At 66.9% G+C, this 15743-nt stretch carries 15 protein-coding genes and 1 pseudogene; 8 read left to right on the top strand and 8 right to left on the bottom strand.

Annotation, left to right across the window (positions count from 1 at the left end; genetic code table 11):
• The first annotated feature begins 23 nt into the window (after positions 1–23).
• Positions 24–929, top strand: a complete 906-nt coding sequence (locus tag QR78_RS10635) for an ATP-binding cassette domain-containing protein (RefSeq protein ID WP_053220868.1) — start codon at positions 24–26, stop codon at positions 927–929.
• A 15-nt stretch (positions 930–944) separates the two neighbouring features.
• Here the strand turns inward: QR78_RS10635 and QR78_RS31865 are convergent, their stop codons facing one another.
• The gene (locus QR78_RS31865) at positions 945–3248 is read right to left on the bottom strand and encodes a 2-aminoethylphosphonate--pyruvate transaminase (protein WP_053220867.1); all 2304 of its coding nucleotides are present in this window, start codon (positions 3246–3248) and stop codon (positions 945–947) included.
• Between the two features lie 225 nt (positions 3249–3473).
• Between QR78_RS31865 and QR78_RS10625 the strand changes: the two genes are divergently transcribed.
• Positions 3474–4493 carry a Gfo/Idh/MocA family oxidoreductase gene (locus QR78_RS10625; RefSeq protein ID WP_048427490.1) on the top strand — a complete coding sequence of 340 codons (1020 nt, stop codon included), beginning with the start codon at positions 3474–3476 and terminating at the stop codon, positions 4491–4493.
• Between the two features lie 14 nt (positions 4494–4507).
• Here QR78_RS10625 and QR78_RS10620 read toward each other — a convergent pair whose 3' ends face one another.
• Together QR78_RS10620 and QR78_RS34020 are read right to left on the bottom strand one after the other, a co-directional pair.
• Complete coding sequence (locus QR78_RS10620; protein ID WP_048427489.1) at positions 4508–5389, bottom strand: LysR family transcriptional regulator; 882 nt, start codon at positions 5387–5389, stop codon at positions 4508–4510.
• 552 nt (positions 5390–5941) lie between these two features.
• A complete protein-coding gene (locus tag QR78_RS34020; RefSeq protein ID WP_125901130.1) occupies positions 5942–6166 on the bottom strand; it encodes a hypothetical protein in 225 nt (74 codons plus the stop codon).
• Positions 6167–6580: 414 nt separating this feature from the next.
• Here QR78_RS34020 and QR78_RS10615 point away from each other — a divergent pair, with 414 nt between their 5' ends.
• Both QR78_RS10615 and QR78_RS10610 read left to right on the top strand, forming a co-directional pair.
• Positions 6581–7045 (top strand): LexA family protein, encoded by a 465-nt coding sequence (locus tag QR78_RS10615; RefSeq protein WP_048427488.1) that lies wholly within the window; start codon positions 6581–6583, stop codon positions 7043–7045.
• Positions 7042–8346, top strand: coding sequence for a Y-family DNA polymerase (locus tag QR78_RS10610; RefSeq protein ID WP_048427487.1), 1305 nt, complete (start codon positions 7042–7044; stop codon positions 8344–8346). The genes QR78_RS10615 and QR78_RS10610 overlap by 4 nt, the downstream gene beginning before the upstream one ends.
• Positions 8347–8348: 2 nt before the next feature.
• Here QR78_RS10610 and QR78_RS32645 read toward each other — a convergent pair whose 3' ends face one another.
• Entirely contained in the window at positions 8349–9401 is a 1053-nt protein-coding gene (locus tag QR78_RS32645; RefSeq protein ID WP_082171848.1) for a LysR family transcriptional regulator, read from the bottom strand.
• Between the two features lie 148 nt (positions 9402–9549).
• Here QR78_RS32645 and QR78_RS34015 point away from each other — a divergent pair, with 148 nt between their 5' ends.
• Positions 9550–10716, top strand: a complete 1167-nt coding sequence (locus QR78_RS34015) for a GNAT family N-acetyltransferase (protein ID WP_125901132.1) — start codon at positions 9550–9552, stop codon at positions 10714–10716.
• A 50-nt stretch (positions 10717–10766) separates the two neighbouring features.
• A complete protein-coding gene (locus QR78_RS10595) occupies positions 10767–11117 on the top strand; it encodes a hypothetical protein (protein WP_053220865.1) in 351 nt (116 codons plus the stop codon).
• Here QR78_RS10595 and QR78_RS35635 read toward each other — a convergent pair.
• Complete coding sequence (locus QR78_RS35635) at positions 11080–11583, bottom strand: hypothetical protein (RefSeq protein ID WP_179945834.1); 504 nt, start codon at positions 11581–11583, stop codon at positions 11080–11082. The genes QR78_RS10595 and QR78_RS35635 overlap by 38 nt on opposite strands.
• 98 nt (positions 11584–11681) lie before the next feature.
• On the opposite strand from QR78_RS35635, the gene QR78_RS10585 reads away from it, so the two are divergent.
• A complete protein-coding gene (locus QR78_RS10585) occupies positions 11682–12329 on the top strand; it encodes an SOS response-associated peptidase (RefSeq protein ID WP_048427483.1) in 648 nt (215 codons plus the stop codon).
• A gap of 133 nt (positions 12330–12462) precedes the next feature.
• Here the strand turns inward: QR78_RS10585 and QR78_RS10580 are convergent, their stop codons facing one another.
• Positions 12463–13383 carry a LysR substrate-binding domain-containing protein gene (locus tag QR78_RS10580; RefSeq protein ID WP_048427482.1) on the bottom strand — a complete coding sequence of 307 codons (921 nt, stop codon included), beginning with the start codon at positions 13381–13383 and terminating at the stop codon, positions 12463–12465.
• Positions 13384–13491: 108 nt separating this feature from the next.
• Between QR78_RS10580 and QR78_RS10575 the strand changes: the two genes are divergently transcribed.
• On the top strand, positions 13492–13758 hold the full coding sequence (locus QR78_RS10575; RefSeq protein ID WP_048427481.1) for a helix-turn-helix domain-containing protein: 267 nt from the start codon (positions 13492–13494) through the stop codon (positions 13756–13758).
• A gap of 100 nt (positions 13759–13858) precedes the next feature.
• Here the strand turns inward: QR78_RS10575 and QR78_RS10570 are convergent, their stop codons facing one another.
• Positions 13859–14407, bottom strand: a complete 549-nt coding sequence (locus tag QR78_RS10570) for a hypothetical protein (protein WP_048427480.1) — start codon at positions 14405–14407, stop codon at positions 13859–13861.
• A 1017-nt stretch (positions 14408–15424) separates the two neighbouring features.
• Positions 15425–15723: pseudogene (locus QR78_RS10565) on the bottom strand (transposase); the annotation flags it as partial.
• Positions 15724–15743: the final 20 nt, after the last annotated feature.

Below are 15743 nucleotides of genomic sequence, written 5' to 3'. Positions count from 1 at the left end.
TCATCGATCGCGTGAGCCTTGAGATGTCCCTGGCGTCGCGCTGGCGCACGCCCCGGATGCGGATCCTTGACGCCGTCAGCCTGTCCCTGGCGCCGGGCGAGATCGTCGGCCTCGTCGGCGAATCCGGTTCGGGCAAGACGACGCTGGGTCTGACGCTCGTCGGCCGGCATCGGCCAACGCAGGGGACGATCCACCTCGGCGGATCGCCCGTCGCTCTCGGAACGCCAGCGCAGCGGCGTCTCCAGATGGTGTTCCAGGATCCCCTCGCCTCGTTCAACCCGCGCCGGCGGGTCGGCGACGCGGTCCGTCTCGCCCTCGATGTTCACCGCATCGGGCCGCCATCCGCGCGCGGGGACATCGTCCAGGCTCTGTTCTCGCAGGTCGGGCTGTCGTCCGAGCATGCCGCGCGATTCCCCCACGCGCTGTCGGGGGGGCAACTCCAGCGCGTCGCGCTGGCGCGGGCGCTCGCCACCCGTCCGGACTTCATCGTGGCCGACGAGCCGGTCTCGAAGCTCGACGTCTCGGTGCGGGCGCAGATCCTCAATCTCGTCCGCCGCATGAACGCCGAGACCGGGGTGGGGCTTCTGTTCATCACGCACGACCTCGCGGCGGCGCAGTTCCTGTGTCACCGCATCGCGGTGATGTATCTCGGACGGATCGTCGAGCTCGGCACGCCCGATGCCGTGCTGGGTCGTCCCCGCCATCCCTACACCGCCCGGCTCGTCGCGGGGACCGCCTATGACGGCGCAGCCGGGATGGATCCCCGGCTTGGTGCGCGCGAGGCCTGCTTCTACGCGTCGGCCTGCAGTCGCCGCCTGCCGCGCTGCACGCAGGAGCGTCCGCCGCTCGACGAGACCGGCCTTGCCTGCTTTCATCCCAAGGACCTTCCGCCAGAGCCCGGGCGGGCGGCAATCCCCGCCTTGGCGTGAGGCAGCCCGCCATCCTCAAGCGATGATCGGGCCGGACCTCAGGACTTCCGCGAGAGCTGCGGCCGCCCGCGCCGTGTCGGCGGGCGTGAGGGCTCCGATGCAGCCGAGCCGCACCGTTCGTGGCACGGCGAGCCGGCCCGGGACGAGCACGTAGCCGCGGTTCGCCATCGCTTCGGTCACGGCGGCAGGAGCGAGGCCGTCCTCGGGCAGCGCTACCGTCACCACGATCGGCGCTGCATCCGGCAGCCGCAGCAGAGGAGGAAAGCCCGCCCCCGAGAGGATGGCGGCGGCGGCCCCCCAGTTTTCGCCGTAGCGCGCCGTCCGGGCCGCAAACCCCTCGGCCGCGAGCTCTTCGAGGGCGGCGTGCACGCCGCACAGCACGTGGGTCGGTGGGGTGAAGCGGAATGTGCCGGTGCGCTCGACATGCTGATGCTGATCGAACAGGTCGAGGCTGGCGGACGCGGCAAATCCGCGGCCCCGCTCGAGCGCAGCGCGCTCGGCCACGACCCAGGCAAGACCGGGCGGGCCCTGCAGACCCTTGTTCGAGGACAGGACGAGCGCCTCTGGTCGATCATGCGCGACATCGAGCGGAACGATCGCCGCGGAGGCGACGGCATCGACGATCAGCCCTCGGCCGAGCCGCCGGCAGAGCGACGCGATCTCGGGCAGCGGATTGAGCCGTCCCGAGCTCGTCTCGACATGGACGACGGCGACGTGGCTGATCGCCGGATCGTCCTCAAGGGCGCGGGCGATCCGCTCGGGCCGGATCGGTTCGAGTGGCGGGGTTCGCAGGACGTGGTGCGGACGCCCCATCGTCGCGCACAGATGGGCCAGCCAATCGCCATAGGCGCCATTCGTCACGATCAGCACTGCCGCGCCCGGCGGGGGAAGAGCGCGCAGGACCATCTCGTTGGCTTGGGTGGCGCTGCCGGGGACCGGAATGACCGCGTAGGCGGCATCCATCCGGACGAGAGCACCGACCTGCGCCTGCATCTGTCGCAGAGCCTCGATCATGCCGGGCTCGGCCGCCGAGCGGTCGAGCGCCATCGCGGCACGGACGGCCTTGCTCGTCGCGACGGGACCGGGAGTCACCAGAAGGGGAGGGGAGGGGGCCATGCCACGCTCGCCCGCATCCGCCGACCAAGCCGCCAGCGCCGTATCGATGGGCGAGGCCAGGAGGTTCTTGCGCGCGGCGCTGCGTATGTCGGTGAGTCGGCCGGCCCCGCAGGCGATCGCCCCATGGAGCGGCGTGCCGGGGCGAAGGGCGCCCGCCACGCCCTTTTCGGCGAGAGCGAGCGCGAAGGGCAGGAGAGCTGCCGCGTAGAGGTCGCTTGCGGTACCCGGCACCAGAGCCGGAATGTGGTCGGGGCTGTAATGGATGATCCCGTCGATTGTCTCGACTGCCGAGAGATCCGGCGAGGACACACAGGTCTCGATCAGGTCGCGGTCGCAGGCGGTGGCGTCGCATACGATCGAGCCAGGTGCGAGGGCTGCCAGCATCGGCCGGGTGATCAGGTGAGCCAGCCGGTCGCGGGGCAGGCTGGAACGGCGGACGGCGGCGTTGACGACGATGGCGACCGACGACAGCGCGGCGGCGAGCGCCGCCTGCGTGCGTGCCGGGTCGGTGACGTCCATCCGCAGGAAGGTCACCTCATCGGCCGGCAGGTAGTCGCGGTCCCGGGTCCCGAAACGGTGGTTGGCCTCCGCGTTGACCGCGTCGCGGTCCCGGTTGGCAAGCACCGTCAGCCGCAGCCGCAGGGCGCGCCAGACCTGAAGCACCGAGAGGCCGACCTCGCCGGTCCCGATCAGAAGTGCCCCGACCTGGCCGAGCGCCGGATCGAGCCCCGGAGCCAGGCGGCCCGAGTGGCGCGTGCAGAGCTCGATCGCCCGCTGGGCGAACAAGTGACCGGTCAGGCGGCTCATCGGTTCGAGGATCGGTGCGCGTCCGGATACGCGCACCGCCTCGCAGGCGATGCCGAGAAAGCCCCTGGAGACCAAGCGCGCCAAACAGGCCGGATCGATGTTCTCGTCGAAGTGCAGGAAGGTCATCAGGATGTGGTGGGGGGCGTAGTCCTCGTACTCTTCCGGCAGCGGAGCCTTGACCTTGAGGAGGAGCCTGCATGCCGCGAGGATCTGCGCCTTCGGCGACAGGGTGGCACCGGCCCTGACGAAGGCTGCGTCGGGATAGCCGGCGGCCACTCCCGCGCCAGGCTCGACGTCGACGGTGTGACCCCGCCCGGCCAGGACGGCGACCTCGCGCGGGGTCAGGGCGACCCGCGTCTCGTCGGGTTTGCGCTCGCGCAGGACACCGATCCGCATCACTCCCTCCCGCCACTGACTGGGCCAAGGTCCAAGCCGGGAGAGCCTGCAAGCGGCGGAGCACGCCGCACCATTGCCGTTGCGGAAAGTCGGATTGACGCAACGGCAGTGGCGCAAGCCGGCCTCCGGCGCGACGGTTCGCGAGCCGGCGCGCGGCTGCGATCGGCGCGGTTCGCAATGCCGTGCCGGGCTTGACCTGGCGGGGCTTTGACTGGGAGGTCGGATGTGATCCGGGCAGCAATCGTTGGTCTTGGAGGCTGGGGTCGGCGCCTCGTCGTCGCGGTGCAGGAGGATGGGCAGCCCCGCGGGTCCGAGATTCACTTCACCCGCGCCGCCGTACGCTCGGCCGCGCGCGCAAGGCCCTTCGCGGACCGCCAGCGCCTGCAACTCGGCTCCTTCGAGGAGTGCCTCGTCGATCCGGCCGTCGATGCCGTGGTCCTCGCGACCCCCCACAGCGCCCATCCTGGCCAGGTTCGCGCCGCGGCTGCGGCGGGAAAGCACGTCTTCGTCGAGAAGCCCCTCGCCTTGACCCTCGTGGAGGCTGAATCCGCCATCGCCGCCTGCGCGGCTGCCGGGCGTGTGCTGGCGCTCGGTCACAACCGGCGCTTCCTGCCGGCTTTCCGCGCCTTGCGCGAGCTCGTGCTCGCCGGTGAACTCGGTTCCATCCTCCACGCCGAGGCCATGTTTGCCGGCGCCTTCGGCCTTGCCTACGCGCCGGATGCCTGGCGGGCCGGTGACGCGGACGCACCTGCCGGTGGTTTGACCGCCATGGGCATCCACAGCCTCGACGCCTTGATCGACTGCCTTGGACCGGTGGAGGACGTGACCGCTCAGAGCATGCGCCGGGTCCTCACGATCCCGATGGACGACACCACGAGTGCGATGCTGCGCTTCCGGTCAGGCCCGTCTGGCCATGTCGCGACGCTCATGGCCACGGCCTGGACCTGGCAGCTGCGCGTGTTCGGTGTCCGGGGTTACGCCGTGATGCCGGACGAAACGAGCCTTCAGGTCGTCGAGCGCAGCGGCGCCTCGCGGCTCTTCACTTTCCCCGTCTTCGACACGGAACGGGCCGAGCTCGAAGCATTCGCGCGGGCCGTGCGAGGGGACGAGACCTACCCGGTCCCGCTCGGCGACGTGGCGCACGGGGTCGCCGTGCTCGAGGCCGCCGTGGCGTCGATCCGCTCCGGGGGCGTGCGGATGTCGGTGGGGGGTGAAGCGCGGAACCCTCATGAAGGGTCCTGCTGAGAGGCCGGTCCCGCTCATCGTTCGGGAGAAGTCCGAGCCCCGCGGCGCAGCCAGGCGATGAAGTCGCGGCGCACCGGTAACAGCGCGGAGGGCAGGATCGCGTTGTCGCTCGGCACGATGGCGAGCCGGCGCCCGAGCGGCCGGAAGCCGAACGGGGCGATCAATCGGCCCTCCGCAAGTTCCCCTCGCACCAGGGCCTCGGGGACGATCGCACGACCGAGACCGACCTCGGCGCCGCGGAGGGCGAGAGCGAGATCGGCCATGAACACCTCGCCCGCCCGACTATCGTCGTCCTGACCTGCGGCGCGGTCCCAGCGCTCCCAGGCGTCGGGCCACGACCGGGTGTGGATCCGGGTGGTCCCGGCCCATGGCCGGGGCGGCTCGGGCGCGAAGGGGCGGTGGACTGGCCCGAAGGCGTCCGGGAGCGGCGAAGCCGGCATCTGTATCTCCTCGCTGATGTCCTGCCACGCGATCGTCAGGTGGGGCACGGCGCGGCCGCTGCCCTGATCGAGCAAGGTCAGTTCGACCACGACGACCTCCGGCGGCGGGACTGAGGCGAGGAGCGGGATCAGCCAGCGCTCGGCGAGCGCCGGTTCGCAGCCGACGATGAGGCGAGGGGCCCGGGGATGCACCCGCAACCGTTCGGTTGCGCTCTCAAGGCTGTCGAGGGCCTGCACCACGACCGGGAGGAGGTCGGTTCCCGCCGCCGTGAGAACCAGGCCACTGGGCAGGCGAAGAAGGAGCGGAGTGCCCAGATGAACCTCGATAGCCCGTATCTGTCGGCTCACCGCGCTCTCGGTCAGATGCAGGCGCGCGGCCGCGCCCGTCACAGTCCCGGCGGTCGCTGCCGCCTCGAAGGCCTCAAGCCCACGCCAGGGAGGGAGCCGCCGTCTCATCGAGCATTCCTGCTGTCACGCAAGCTGTAAAAATATAGCTGTAGCGTAATTATTGTATTCGCTAATGCGGTAAATGTAAATATCGAGAGATAGAAATGTGATTTTCACAAAAATGGCGTTCGCGGGATGAGATCGATCATCGATAGGCGTATGCGACCGTGCTGAAATACCCATGGCACGTCTGGACGATCCTCGTGCAGGGCTGTGTGTGTACGGCAATGCCATGACGAGTGGCATGAGGTATTGGTGGTGCGAAACGCCGACCTCATAAGCCGGGCCTCGAAAACGAGGGACGTCGTCGAGGTCAGATCGTAACGGGAGCCTCGCGCGTGCCTCCGATTTGGTGGACCGTGCGTGCAGCACCCCCGCGGCGTTCTCCTGGCTTCCGCGGTGCCAAACGTGAGGGCGCCGACGGGCGTTCCGCCGGCAAAGGTTGTCTCGCGACTGCCCGACGGCATTGAGGTGGCGCGCTGCGGCTCGACCTCCGTCACCATGCCCTGGCTTTGAGATGGCGCGCTGCGACAATCATGTCAGAAGGGGACATCCGATCCATCATTGTGCAACGGTGCGGCTCGCACGCTCTTGCCGGCCGCGCGGATGGTCGAGTGCCGCATCCTCGTTCAGGAAGGCGGCGAGGTCGCGGACGCGATTCGTGGCAGCCGTTGCACATCGCATCGCGCAGCGGCACCCCGGCAGGTCGTTCTCCCGCAGCCGCGACGCCGCCGCGAGAATTGCGGCGGCGAGATCTGCAGGCTCCGCTGCATAGTCACGGGTCATCTTTACCGTCCCGTGAGCCGGGTGGGTCGGTGCGTCCTCCCTCTCGATGGTTAGTTCGCCTCGCAAGGCCTTCTGATGGGCCGGCGCCTTTGGCCGAGCCTAACTCGACACAAGCAAGGCGCCCAATGCCGGCAGGGGCGCCACCCACTCGTTGCCCGGTGCCATGGCCGCGGTATCACCCGATCCCGTCATCGGTCACTCCACCCACGCTCCGTCGCCGCGGCAGCAGGTCTGGTGCCTGCGCGGTGCCCCGCTGGCGCCTGCCAGCCAGTCCTTGGGAGTCTACCATCTGCGCCAGCGCATTCCGTCCATCGGCTGCAACTGACGCCCGTCTGCGCGCGGGCGTGAAGCTCGGCCTTGACCGGGAACTTCAAGCCTGTTTGTTCTCTTTCCGTTCTAACACGGAGGGCGCGCGTGAGTCTCTATAGGGTCGGTGGGGAGACGGTCGACGCAGGCGGGCTCGTGCGGATCCCGTTCATGCTCCCGACGCTCTGCGCCGGATTCCCGAGTCCGGCCGAAGACTTCATCGAGGGCGCGCTCGAGCTGCCGCGTTGGCTGGTGCCGAACCCGCCCGCGACCTTCATCTGGCGCGTCCGCGGCTGGTGCATGAAGGGGGCCGGGATCCACGACGAGGATCTGGCCGTGGTCGATCGCTCGCTCTCGCCATCCTCCGGTGCAGTCGTGGTCGCGGTGGTCAACGGCGAGATGAGCCTCAAGCGCCTGATCATGACCGGCAACCGGCTGTCCCTCACGTTCGACAACCCGGAGATGGATCAGGAATTCGCCCTGGAGGATCTGGAGGAGGGCCTGCTCTGGGGCGTGCTGCTGTTCTCGGTGCGCTGGCACCACGTGAGGGCCCGCGCGAGCCTCGTGCGATGAGCCGGGCGATCGCGCTCATCGACGGCAATTCCTTCTACTGCTCTTGCGAGCGCGTGTTCGACCCGAAGCTCACCGGCGTGCCGGTGATCGTGCTCTCGAACAACGACGGCTGCGCCATCGCCCGCACCGCCGAGGCCAAGGCGCTCGGAATCCGCATGGGCGAGCCCTACTTCAAGATTCGGCAGCTGTGCCGATCCAAGGGCGTGCGCGTGTTCTCCTCGAACTACGCCCTCTACGGCGACATGAGCGCGAGAGCCAACACGGTCTACCGGCAGTTCGCGCCGGACGTGGAGATCTACTCGATCGACGAGAGCTTCCTCGATCTCTCCGAGGTGCGCGAGCGCGACCGGGTGGCGCTGGCTAGGGATCTCCGCTCGACGGTGCGCCAGTGGACCGGCCTGCCGACCTGCGTCGGGATCGGGCCGACGAAGACGCTCGCCAAGCTCGCCAACCACATCGCCAAGACCGTGCCCGAGCTCGGCGGCGTGTGCGACCTGTCCGACGAGGCCGAGCGCGCAACCTGGATGGTCGGGATCTCGGTCGGCGAGGTCTGGGGCATCGGCCGCGCCTCGCGGGCGCGCCTGGAGGCCATGGGCGTCGACACGGTGGCGGACCTGCGCGACCTCGATCCGCGGCCGGCCCGGGCCTCGCTGACGGTGGTGGGCGAGCGCATCATCCACGAGCTGCGCGGCCGCGCCTGCCTGCCGCTCGAGATCGTGCCGGCCCGGCGCAAGGGCTGCGCGGTCACCCGCTCGTTCTCGTCCCGAATCACCGAACGGGAGGTCATGGAGCAGGCCGTGGCCGCGCACGCGACGCGGCTCGGCGAGAAGCTGCGACGCGACGGGCTCGCCGTCTCCGCCGTGACCGTCTTCTACCACACGAGCGAGCACGACCGCGGCGACCCGATGCGCGCGGTCTCGACGGTGGTGCACCTGCCGGAGGCGACGAACGACAGCCGGCACCTGATCCAGGCGGCGCTCCACGGGGTTGCGAAGACTTGGAAGGAGCAGGGCCCGACCCCGTGGCGCTACAGCAAGGCGGGGCTGGTCACGAAGGATCTCGTGCCGCTCGACGGGGCCCCTCGCCCGCTGTTCGGGGCCCTCGACCGGGAGAAGTCCGGGAAGCTGATGGCGGCGATGGACGCCTGCAACAGCCGGTTCGGGCGCGGCGCCGTGGTGCCGGCGCGGGCCGGGCTGGTCGAAAAGCGCACCTGGTCGACGAAGTTCGAGATGCGCTCGCCGCGGTTCACCACGCGGGTGAGCGAGGTGCCGACCGTGCATGCCTCGCCCGGTCGGTCGTAGTATCAATCCGGCTGATCGCTGACGAACCCCCGAAAAATGTCAAAAATGGAATTGTTATCGCTCAGTGGTGCTAGGTCTCGGGGATGAATGTACTCCTCGCCGAAGAATGGGAATATGCGCACGTCAAAACAGGCGCGCAGCCAGTCGATTGCGGTGCGAATTCGAGGAGTACGATCTACGTCAGGATGATACGTCAGCCATACATCTAAACGAAAATTGAGGCCGCAATCAACCGGTATCAAGTCCATGCCCAGCGGACATACATAGGTCGGCAGCCAACCGATGCCTGCGCCATTCGCGACAGCCAATGTATGTGCGCTGGCTGCATTTGTCTTGATTGCAATCACAGGAGCGCGAGGGAGAGCAGGCAGATTTTTTCCATATGTTGAAAGTGTAGATGTCTGTTCAGAAACTTGAAAAACAAGTGCATGCTCGCTGAATTCCTCAAGTTTTGTGGGGAGACCATGCTTATTTACGTATGAATTCGAGGCAAATGGCATTGTATGAAGATACCCCAAGCGGACGACCTTCAGGTCTGCCTCCTGCGGACGCGTCAGTTGCACCGCGACGTCAGCTTCCATTCTGAGCACGTCGGCCGACGTCATGCCACAGCTGAGATCGATGCGCAGACGTGGGTGCCGGCGCTGGAACTCGATGACACGCGGGACGAGCCATGCAGAGCCTAGACCTTCTGTGACAGCTATTTTCACTTCGCCGTCGATTGTGCTGGAATAGTAATCTCCTGCTCGAACTATCTGATAGGCTGAAGCTTCCATTTTTTGGGCTTCAGCTAATATTTTATTGCCTTCTGGGGTGGCTTTTATACCAGATACACCCCTTACCAGCAGGGATACACCAAGATTTTCTTCAAGATCGCTGATTCTTCGGCGCAGTGCATTGAAAGACATTCCGACACGGGGTGCTGCGGCTCGAAAGGAGCCGCAGCGGTGGAGTTCCAGCAGCATCCAGAGCGAATGCCAGTCAGGCATCGCGGCTGGTCGATCGCTCGGCGGGTGTTCCATTTTCGGAACACCCCGTTCATTTGGCTTGCGCATACATGTCCCTTCGTTTCTGCAATCAAACAGGAGGTTACAAAACAATTTTACTTGGAGCCTTGTCGTGGATTCTCCTATAGCAAGATCTGTCACGCCCTCTTCCCGTGAGGCAGCGACCGCATCCCGCTCGCGTCACCCTCTCATCGAGATGGACGTGACGCGGTTTTCGCGTCACGTTGTCCTCTATACACCGAGCATCGACGAGGTCAGGCGCCTATTTGACATGTGCCGCAGCGAACTGGGCTCGCAGGCCAGCCTCGAGGTAATCCGGCGCGTGATGTCGGCTAATCCAGCCATATTCAACGCCTTTGCGAGACGTGAAAAATATGATTTCACCAATCCCAGTGCGGAAGGATTTATAGCGCTGCTGCCAGTAACAGACGAGGGGCGAAAATCTCTTCTTAATGGGCAGTTCAACGGCGCCGATCCTTCGCCAGCACATATCGCGGCACAGCACGAAAAGCCTGCGGCGATCTACGTTTGGGCGATCTATGCGCCTGGGCGGCTCGCTGGCGGCGTCGCTCTTGCCTTCCAGCAGATATCGACGCCGCTCTATAAGGATGTCGATCTGCTCGCCTGGGGACCGACGGCAGCTGGTCGTCGGCTGATCCAAACGGCTGGGTTCAAGCCGCTCGAGGTCGGCGAGGAAGGCCACCAGCATGGCTTCCACATCTACAGGCGGAGTCCACATCACACCCCGCGTCCGGCCTACGATACCTATCCGAGCATGACCGAAGCGAACACGGTCACGGTGGTTCGATCACTAGACGATCTCACCAAGGTGATGGCGATCAGATCCGTCGCCTTCCTGGCCGAACAGGCCTGTCCGTTGGAGGAGGAGTTCGACGGCAACGACCTCTCATCGACGCATCTTCTAGGCTACGTGGGTGACGAGCCAGCGGCCGCGTTGCGCATCCGATGCTTCGCGGATTTTGCGAAGGTCGAGCGACTGGCGGTGCGACCAGAGTACCGCAATTCACGGATGGCGTTCGTGATCGTCCGGGCGGCCCATGAGCTTTGCCGCAAGAAAGGGTATGTGAAAGTTTACGGGCACGCGCAAAAGCGCCTCATGCCGTTCTGGCGCAGGGCGGGAGCGCGGACTTTCGAAGGCGGCCAGGACTTCGCCTTCTCCGATCACGAATACACGGAGATGCTGGCGGAGCTGCCGCGGGATCCGGAGGCCATCGCCGTCGGCGCGGACCCGCTCGTCATCATCCGTCCGGAGGGCCGGTGGCATCTGCCCGGCGTCCTGGACCGATCGAGTGCGCGCCCGGCAACGAACCCCACCGGCGGCGAGAGGTCCAGGCGGCGATGACGACTCACCAACGAAACTGCTCGCCGGTCGCCGGGAGTGAGGATCGCCCCATGACCTCCAAGCCTCCCCCCCCGACAATCGATGAGGTGGCGGCGATCCTGCCCTCGCTCGTGCGCGGGCTCGGGCTCATCGTCGAGCAGATGGAGCCCCTCATAGATCTCGCCTGCCAGGCAACCAATTTGTCCGAGGAGACGGCCGATAAGATGAACGATGTCGGCTATGCCCTCATCGAGCACTCGCGCAGCCTCATGCATGAGGCGCTAGAGCGCCAGCGGAGTGAGCCCGGCCGGAGGATTCTCCGACATCGCGACGAAGCAGCTACGGTTGATCAGCCGAACGGCCCGGGAATGACGGACGAGCTCTCTACCGAGACCGGGCCGCTGCCAGCATTTCCGGTGTGACATCCGTCCCAAAGCACAGCGGCGCGGCTCCGCGCGGTCGGTGGTAGGCGCTGCGCCGGCCGCAGGACCGGCCGGCCCGGTCATGCTGGTAGGGGCAGGCGCAGGGGCCGTCGTAGCCCGCGATCGACTCGGCGACGAGGCGTTTGGCGATCTCGGCATCGGACGGGCCGGCCGGCGCCGCCTGCGGCCGCTCTGGCGTCTCCCGGCGCCGAGGTGGTGGCGCGCCGCGCTCGAACGGGTTCTGGACCGAGGGCTGCCCGGCCGTCTGCGCCATAACCTGCCCGATGCAGCGCCCCAGGCCAAACAGGAGAACGGCATAGAATATCGCGGAGACCACAACCGCGATCGTAGTGCTGATGCGATTTCTCCACTTGCTGGGCAAGGGATACTTCCGCGCGCGAGGGTTGAGCGCGTGCTGATCAGACCAAGCACGCAATCGTTTCTCGTCTTCGCTCAACTCGCTCACGCCGACCGCCCAGGGTTGTGCGACACCTCGGCTGTTGTCTCAGGCCCATCGCCCCGCATCAAGGGACTAGCAGGACCCAATCGGCTACGATCCTCACCATGTGCAACCTCTACAGCTCAGCCCGCTCCCAGGACGAGATCCGGCGCACCTTCATGGTCGACCGCGATGAGACCGGCAACCTTCCGCCGCTGCCAGGGGTCTTTCCCGACCAGATGGCGCCCGTCGTCTACAGCACCGACGGCGCCCGGGTGCTGACGATGATGCGTTGGGGCTTCCCGCCGCCGCCGAAGGTCGGTACTCAGCCGGTCACCAACGTGCGCAACGTCGCTTCGCCCTACTGGCGGCCTTGGCTCAAGCCGGCGCATCGCTGTCTCGTGCCGGTCACCTCGTTCAGCGAGTACGCCGACACCAAGCCCCGTAAGACGCCGGTATGGTTCGCCCTCGACGAGAGCCGACCGCTGTTTGCCTTCGCGGGGATCTGGCGGCCCTGGACGGGCGTGCGCGGCCCGAAGCGGGAGGAGCCGGTCGAGGAGGAGCACCGGCTGTTCTCATTCCTGACGACCGAGGCAAATGGCGTGGTCGGGCCGGTGCATCCGAAGGCGATGCCGGTGCTGCTCACGACCCGGGAAGAGTGGCGTACTTGGCTCGATGCGCCGGCCGAGGAGGCGCTGCAACTGCAGCGTCCGCTCCCAGACGAGATGATGGCTGAGGTGGCGCGAGGGCCTCGTCACGACGGAATTGCATGACGAGCCCATGCGCGGCGATGGCATCATCGTCCGACGCCAAGCATCATGCGCGGGCTCGCCTTGCTCGCGGCAGACTGTCTCTCGATGTGACGGGTTGAGGTGATCAGGCCGGGGAGACTTCTACTTCGAGCTCTCAGCACTCAGCCGGTTCTGTCCCCTGCAGGGCATGGAAGACGCGGTTGCGTTCGCGACGTAGTATCGCCAGAAACGACCGAGCCGCCCGGGACAGGGGACGCTGCGTCGGATGCAGGACGGCGACTTCGAACGGGATCGCCGGTCGGAACGGGATCGTCACCAGCTCTTGCCCGCCAGATGCCGCGGCCGTGAACGGATCAAGCAGGCCGATGCCGAGGCCACGGCCGATGAGGGTCGCGACCAGAGCTGCATACTGCGCTTCCAGCACCGGGCTGCACGTCAGACCAGCACGCGCGAAGGCCTGGTCGAGGCGCTGACGGGACAGGCTCGTCTGCGGCAGCGCAATGAGCGGCTCGTCGGCGAGATCCTGCGGCGTGACCTGAGCACGGCCCACCAGCCGATGATCGCCCGGCACGGCGAGCACGAGCGGTGCCCGGCAGAAGGTCTCGACATCGACCCCCCCGCGCACCAGCGGCAGTTCCGCAAAGCCGAGATCGATCGCTTGTGCGGCAGCAAGCTCCTCGACACGGGCGGAGGTCTGGACGGCGAGGGTGATGCTCGAGCGGGGATGCTGGGCGCGGTAGGTCTCGAGCACGGCCGGCATGAGGCCGAAGGCGAGGGCCGGCAAGGCGGCGAGGGAGAGCTTGCCGGTATCGGCGGCGCGGATGTCGGCCGCGAGTTCGCGGATCCGGTCAACGGAGGTGAAGGTGCGTTCGACGGCCTCGAACAGCAGGATGGCCTCGGGTGTGGGCGTGAGACGGTTTCGGGCACGCGCAAAGAGCGGGATGTCGACGGTGTGCTCGAAGGCCTCGATCAGGCGAGAGACGGCGGGCTGAGACAGGCCGATGAGTTCGGCGGCGCCCTTGGTAGTGCCGGCCTGCATCATAGCCCGGAAGGCTTCCAGCTGGCGGATGTTCATGGGCTGACGGGCCGGAAGGTCTGAGTGAAAAGGATGATCCACTGCGAGCGTGCCCGAAGAGGACCATAGTCCGTGGATTGATCTTGCTGCAAGGGCTCGCTAGCCCTCATGAACGGGCGGGCTCTCGTGGGGCGGAATGTGCGGCGGTTGCGGGTGGCGCTTGGGTTGACCCAGGAGGCTCTGGCGGTCGATGCCGGCTTCGACCGCAGTTATGTCGGCCGGATCGAACGGGCGACGGAAAACCCGACGGTCGATGTTCTCGACCAACTGGCAGCCGCGCTTGCGGTCGAAACCTGCGAGCTGCTGCGCCGACCCGAGGACGGAGAGCACCCTCCTGCAAAGATGAAGGCGGGTCGGCGTAGCAACATCGTCTGATTGCAGCGGATGCCATCGGTCCCGACTTCCTCCTGATGCCGGTTCGGAATTGTCCGGCGTCGGATCCGACCCTCGATCCGTTCGAGCCATATGCCGCCCGTCATGTAGGCTGTCTGAAGGCCATCCCGGCGGATTCGGTGACTTTGCGGGCCGCCAGCTCGACGCTGTCGTCGTGGACGCGGTCGCCGACCAGGAATTCGAGGAAGCACTCGAGATCGCCGAACAAGTCGCTCCGCCCGCCGTAGGAGGCGCAGATGACGGGCTCCCCGCGATCGGGCAGCCAGATCAGATAGGTCGCTTCACGCGTATCGTAGTTGATGCCGAACAGGGTGACCTGTGCCTTACTGATCGTCCACGGGAGAGTCCGCGATGCGGACTGTGCATGGGCCTCCCGGTCTAGGCACGTCTCGATCACGGCGGCGTCGATGTCGTTGAGGTCCAACCAGGTCTGGTCGAGTGCTGCCTTCCGCCACCTGCCGGCGAACGCGTAGCGCTCCCTCAGCATTGGGCTGAGACGCATCGGTCTCGCAGCATCGAGGGTCACGATGTCATCCTGCGGGTCGGACGGGTCGTTCCGTGACTGCCGGATGCCGTCCTCTTCGTTCAGGTTCCAGACCTGCCTCAGGAGGTCGCGAACGCGGTCTACCATGGATCTTCTCTGCGCGGTGCGAGCCGGGGGGTGCCGCTCGGCGCGCCTCAAGCGGCGCGGTCCGGTGTTCTCGTGCTGGTCAAGATGTTAGCCGCGCCGTGCCAGCGTCGGCCGCGATTGGGTCCAGAACGGAATGCTCGACCTGCGTGGCGTGCCGACTATGTCAGACCGGAGTTTCAAGGACCGGATCCGGTGCCGATCCGATCTCGGGGCTTGGTTCTGGGCCGAGGCGTCGCTCTCGGGGCTGGTGCATCCCTGCCTGCAGCCCGCAGGACTCGTCGCCCCGGGATCTGCCACGGCACGCGCCAAGCTGGCGGGATCATCATCCGGCTCAGAGCAACGGGGTAGTCGGGATTCAGGGATCGAGGGGGTGATCTGGGCCGCGGCACGCGGACCGGGATCATCCGGGCGTCGGTAGGGGATGCCGCGCCACCATTTCGGGCCATGCTCGGCGGGAGGCCGCGTGCGAGAGCCCATCCTTCGGCCCGAGGGTCGGACGGCGCGCTGCACCCGCAAGGTCCCGGTCACAGACGCGCGGCGAACGCGTCGTGCAGATGCCGCCTCTGGTTCCAGGATCGTAGTGCGAATGACTGAGCGATGCATGGATCGCTTCCCCGACAGGCCCGTGTCCGCGGTACGCCCCCGCAAACGAGCCTCGACCACCCATAGTCGGGGAGTTGGAAAACCGAGAGTACCCGGTCCCTACGACCTTTAGCACCGGGGCGCCTGGACATTCGTCGCAGGCTCCCCGACCCGAAGGGTCAAGGAATCCGGTGCCCAAGCCGGCGGGCACCAAGCCGGTACTCTCGGGGTTTCCACGCCCCAGGGTGGCGCGTACCACCCCGCTTCGATTATAGGCGTTCCTGCTGCGCAGATCCACCGTCCGGCTGGCGCCCGAAGAAAAATTGACGTTAGGTCCGATGAGCGGATCGAGGCGCGGGCAGTGCTCCTCAGCTGATCAGCCCCCACGGGGTGGTCCGGCTTCAAAGTTAGTGCAGGGACGGCTTCTGCTCCACGAACCGCGGTCAGCGCCTTCTCGGTCATGCGGCGCGGCTCCAGGAAGCTCGGGAAGTCGCTCCCCGTCCGCAGCTTCGGGATGCGTAGCTCGACCGTGCCGGCCCGGGTCTGCCAGTGGCCCGGGTCTGCCAGTCCCGGTCATGGTAGCCATTGCGCTGGGCCAGCCGCTCCGGGCTCTTCTCGCCGCAGGCCGCGCCGGTCAGGCCGCCCTTCTCCAGTTCCATCAGGCGCTGTGCGGCAAAGCCGATCATCTCGCGCAGCACGTCCGCGTCGGCGCTCTTCTCAGCCAGCGCCCGCATGTCAACGCCGATTGAAGTCT

The organism is Methylobacterium indicum (assembly GCF_001043895.1).
Classification (GTDB): Bacteria; Pseudomonadota; Alphaproteobacteria; order Rhizobiales; family Beijerinckiaceae; genus Methylobacterium; species Methylobacterium indicum.
Note: the sequence above shows the minus strand (reverse complement) of the source record. Positions and strands in the feature narration are given on the sequence as shown.

Coding starts and splice junctions, on each gene's coding strand:
- QR78_RS10635 (WP_053220868.1), top strand. CDS start 24: ATGTCCCTGGCGTCGCGCTGGCGCACGCCCCGGATGCGGATCCTTGAC.
- QR78_RS31865 (WP_053220867.1), bottom strand. CDS start 3,248: ATGCGGATCGGTGTCCTGCGCGAGCGCAAACCCGACGAGACGCGGGTC.
- QR78_RS10620 (WP_048427489.1), bottom strand. CDS start 5,389: ATGAGACGGCGGCTCCCTCCCTGGCGTGGGCTTGAGGCCTTCGAGGCG.
- QR78_RS34020 (WP_125901130.1), bottom strand. CDS start 6,166: ATGACCCGTGACTATGCAGCGGAGCCTGCAGATCTCGCCGCCGCAATT.
- QR78_RS10610 (WP_048427487.1), top strand. CDS start 7,042: ATGAGCCGGGCGATCGCGCTCATCGACGGCAATTCCTTCTACTGCTCT.
- QR78_RS32645 (WP_082171848.1), bottom strand. CDS start 9,401: ATGCGCAAGCCAAATGAACGGGGTGTTCCGAAAATGGAACACCCGCCG.
- QR78_RS34015 (WP_125901132.1), top strand. CDS start 9,550: ATGGACGTGACGCGGTTTTCGCGTCACGTTGTCCTCTATACACCGAGC.
- QR78_RS10595 (WP_053220865.1), top strand. CDS start 10,767: ATGACCTCCAAGCCTCCCCCCCCGACAATCGATGAGGTGGCGGCGATC.
- QR78_RS10585 (WP_048427483.1), top strand. CDS start 11,682: ATGTGCAACCTCTACAGCTCAGCCCGCTCCCAGGACGAGATCCGGCGC.
- QR78_RS10580 (WP_048427482.1), bottom strand. CDS start 13,383: ATGAACATCCGCCAGCTGGAAGCCTTCCGGGCTATGATGCAGGCCGGC.
- QR78_RS10575 (WP_048427481.1), top strand. CDS start 13,492: ATGAACGGGCGGGCTCTCGTGGGGCGGAATGTGCGGCGGTTGCGGGTG.
- QR78_RS10570 (WP_048427480.1), bottom strand. CDS start 14,407: ATGGTAGACCGCGTTCGCGACCTCCTGAGGCAGGTCTGGAACCTGAAC.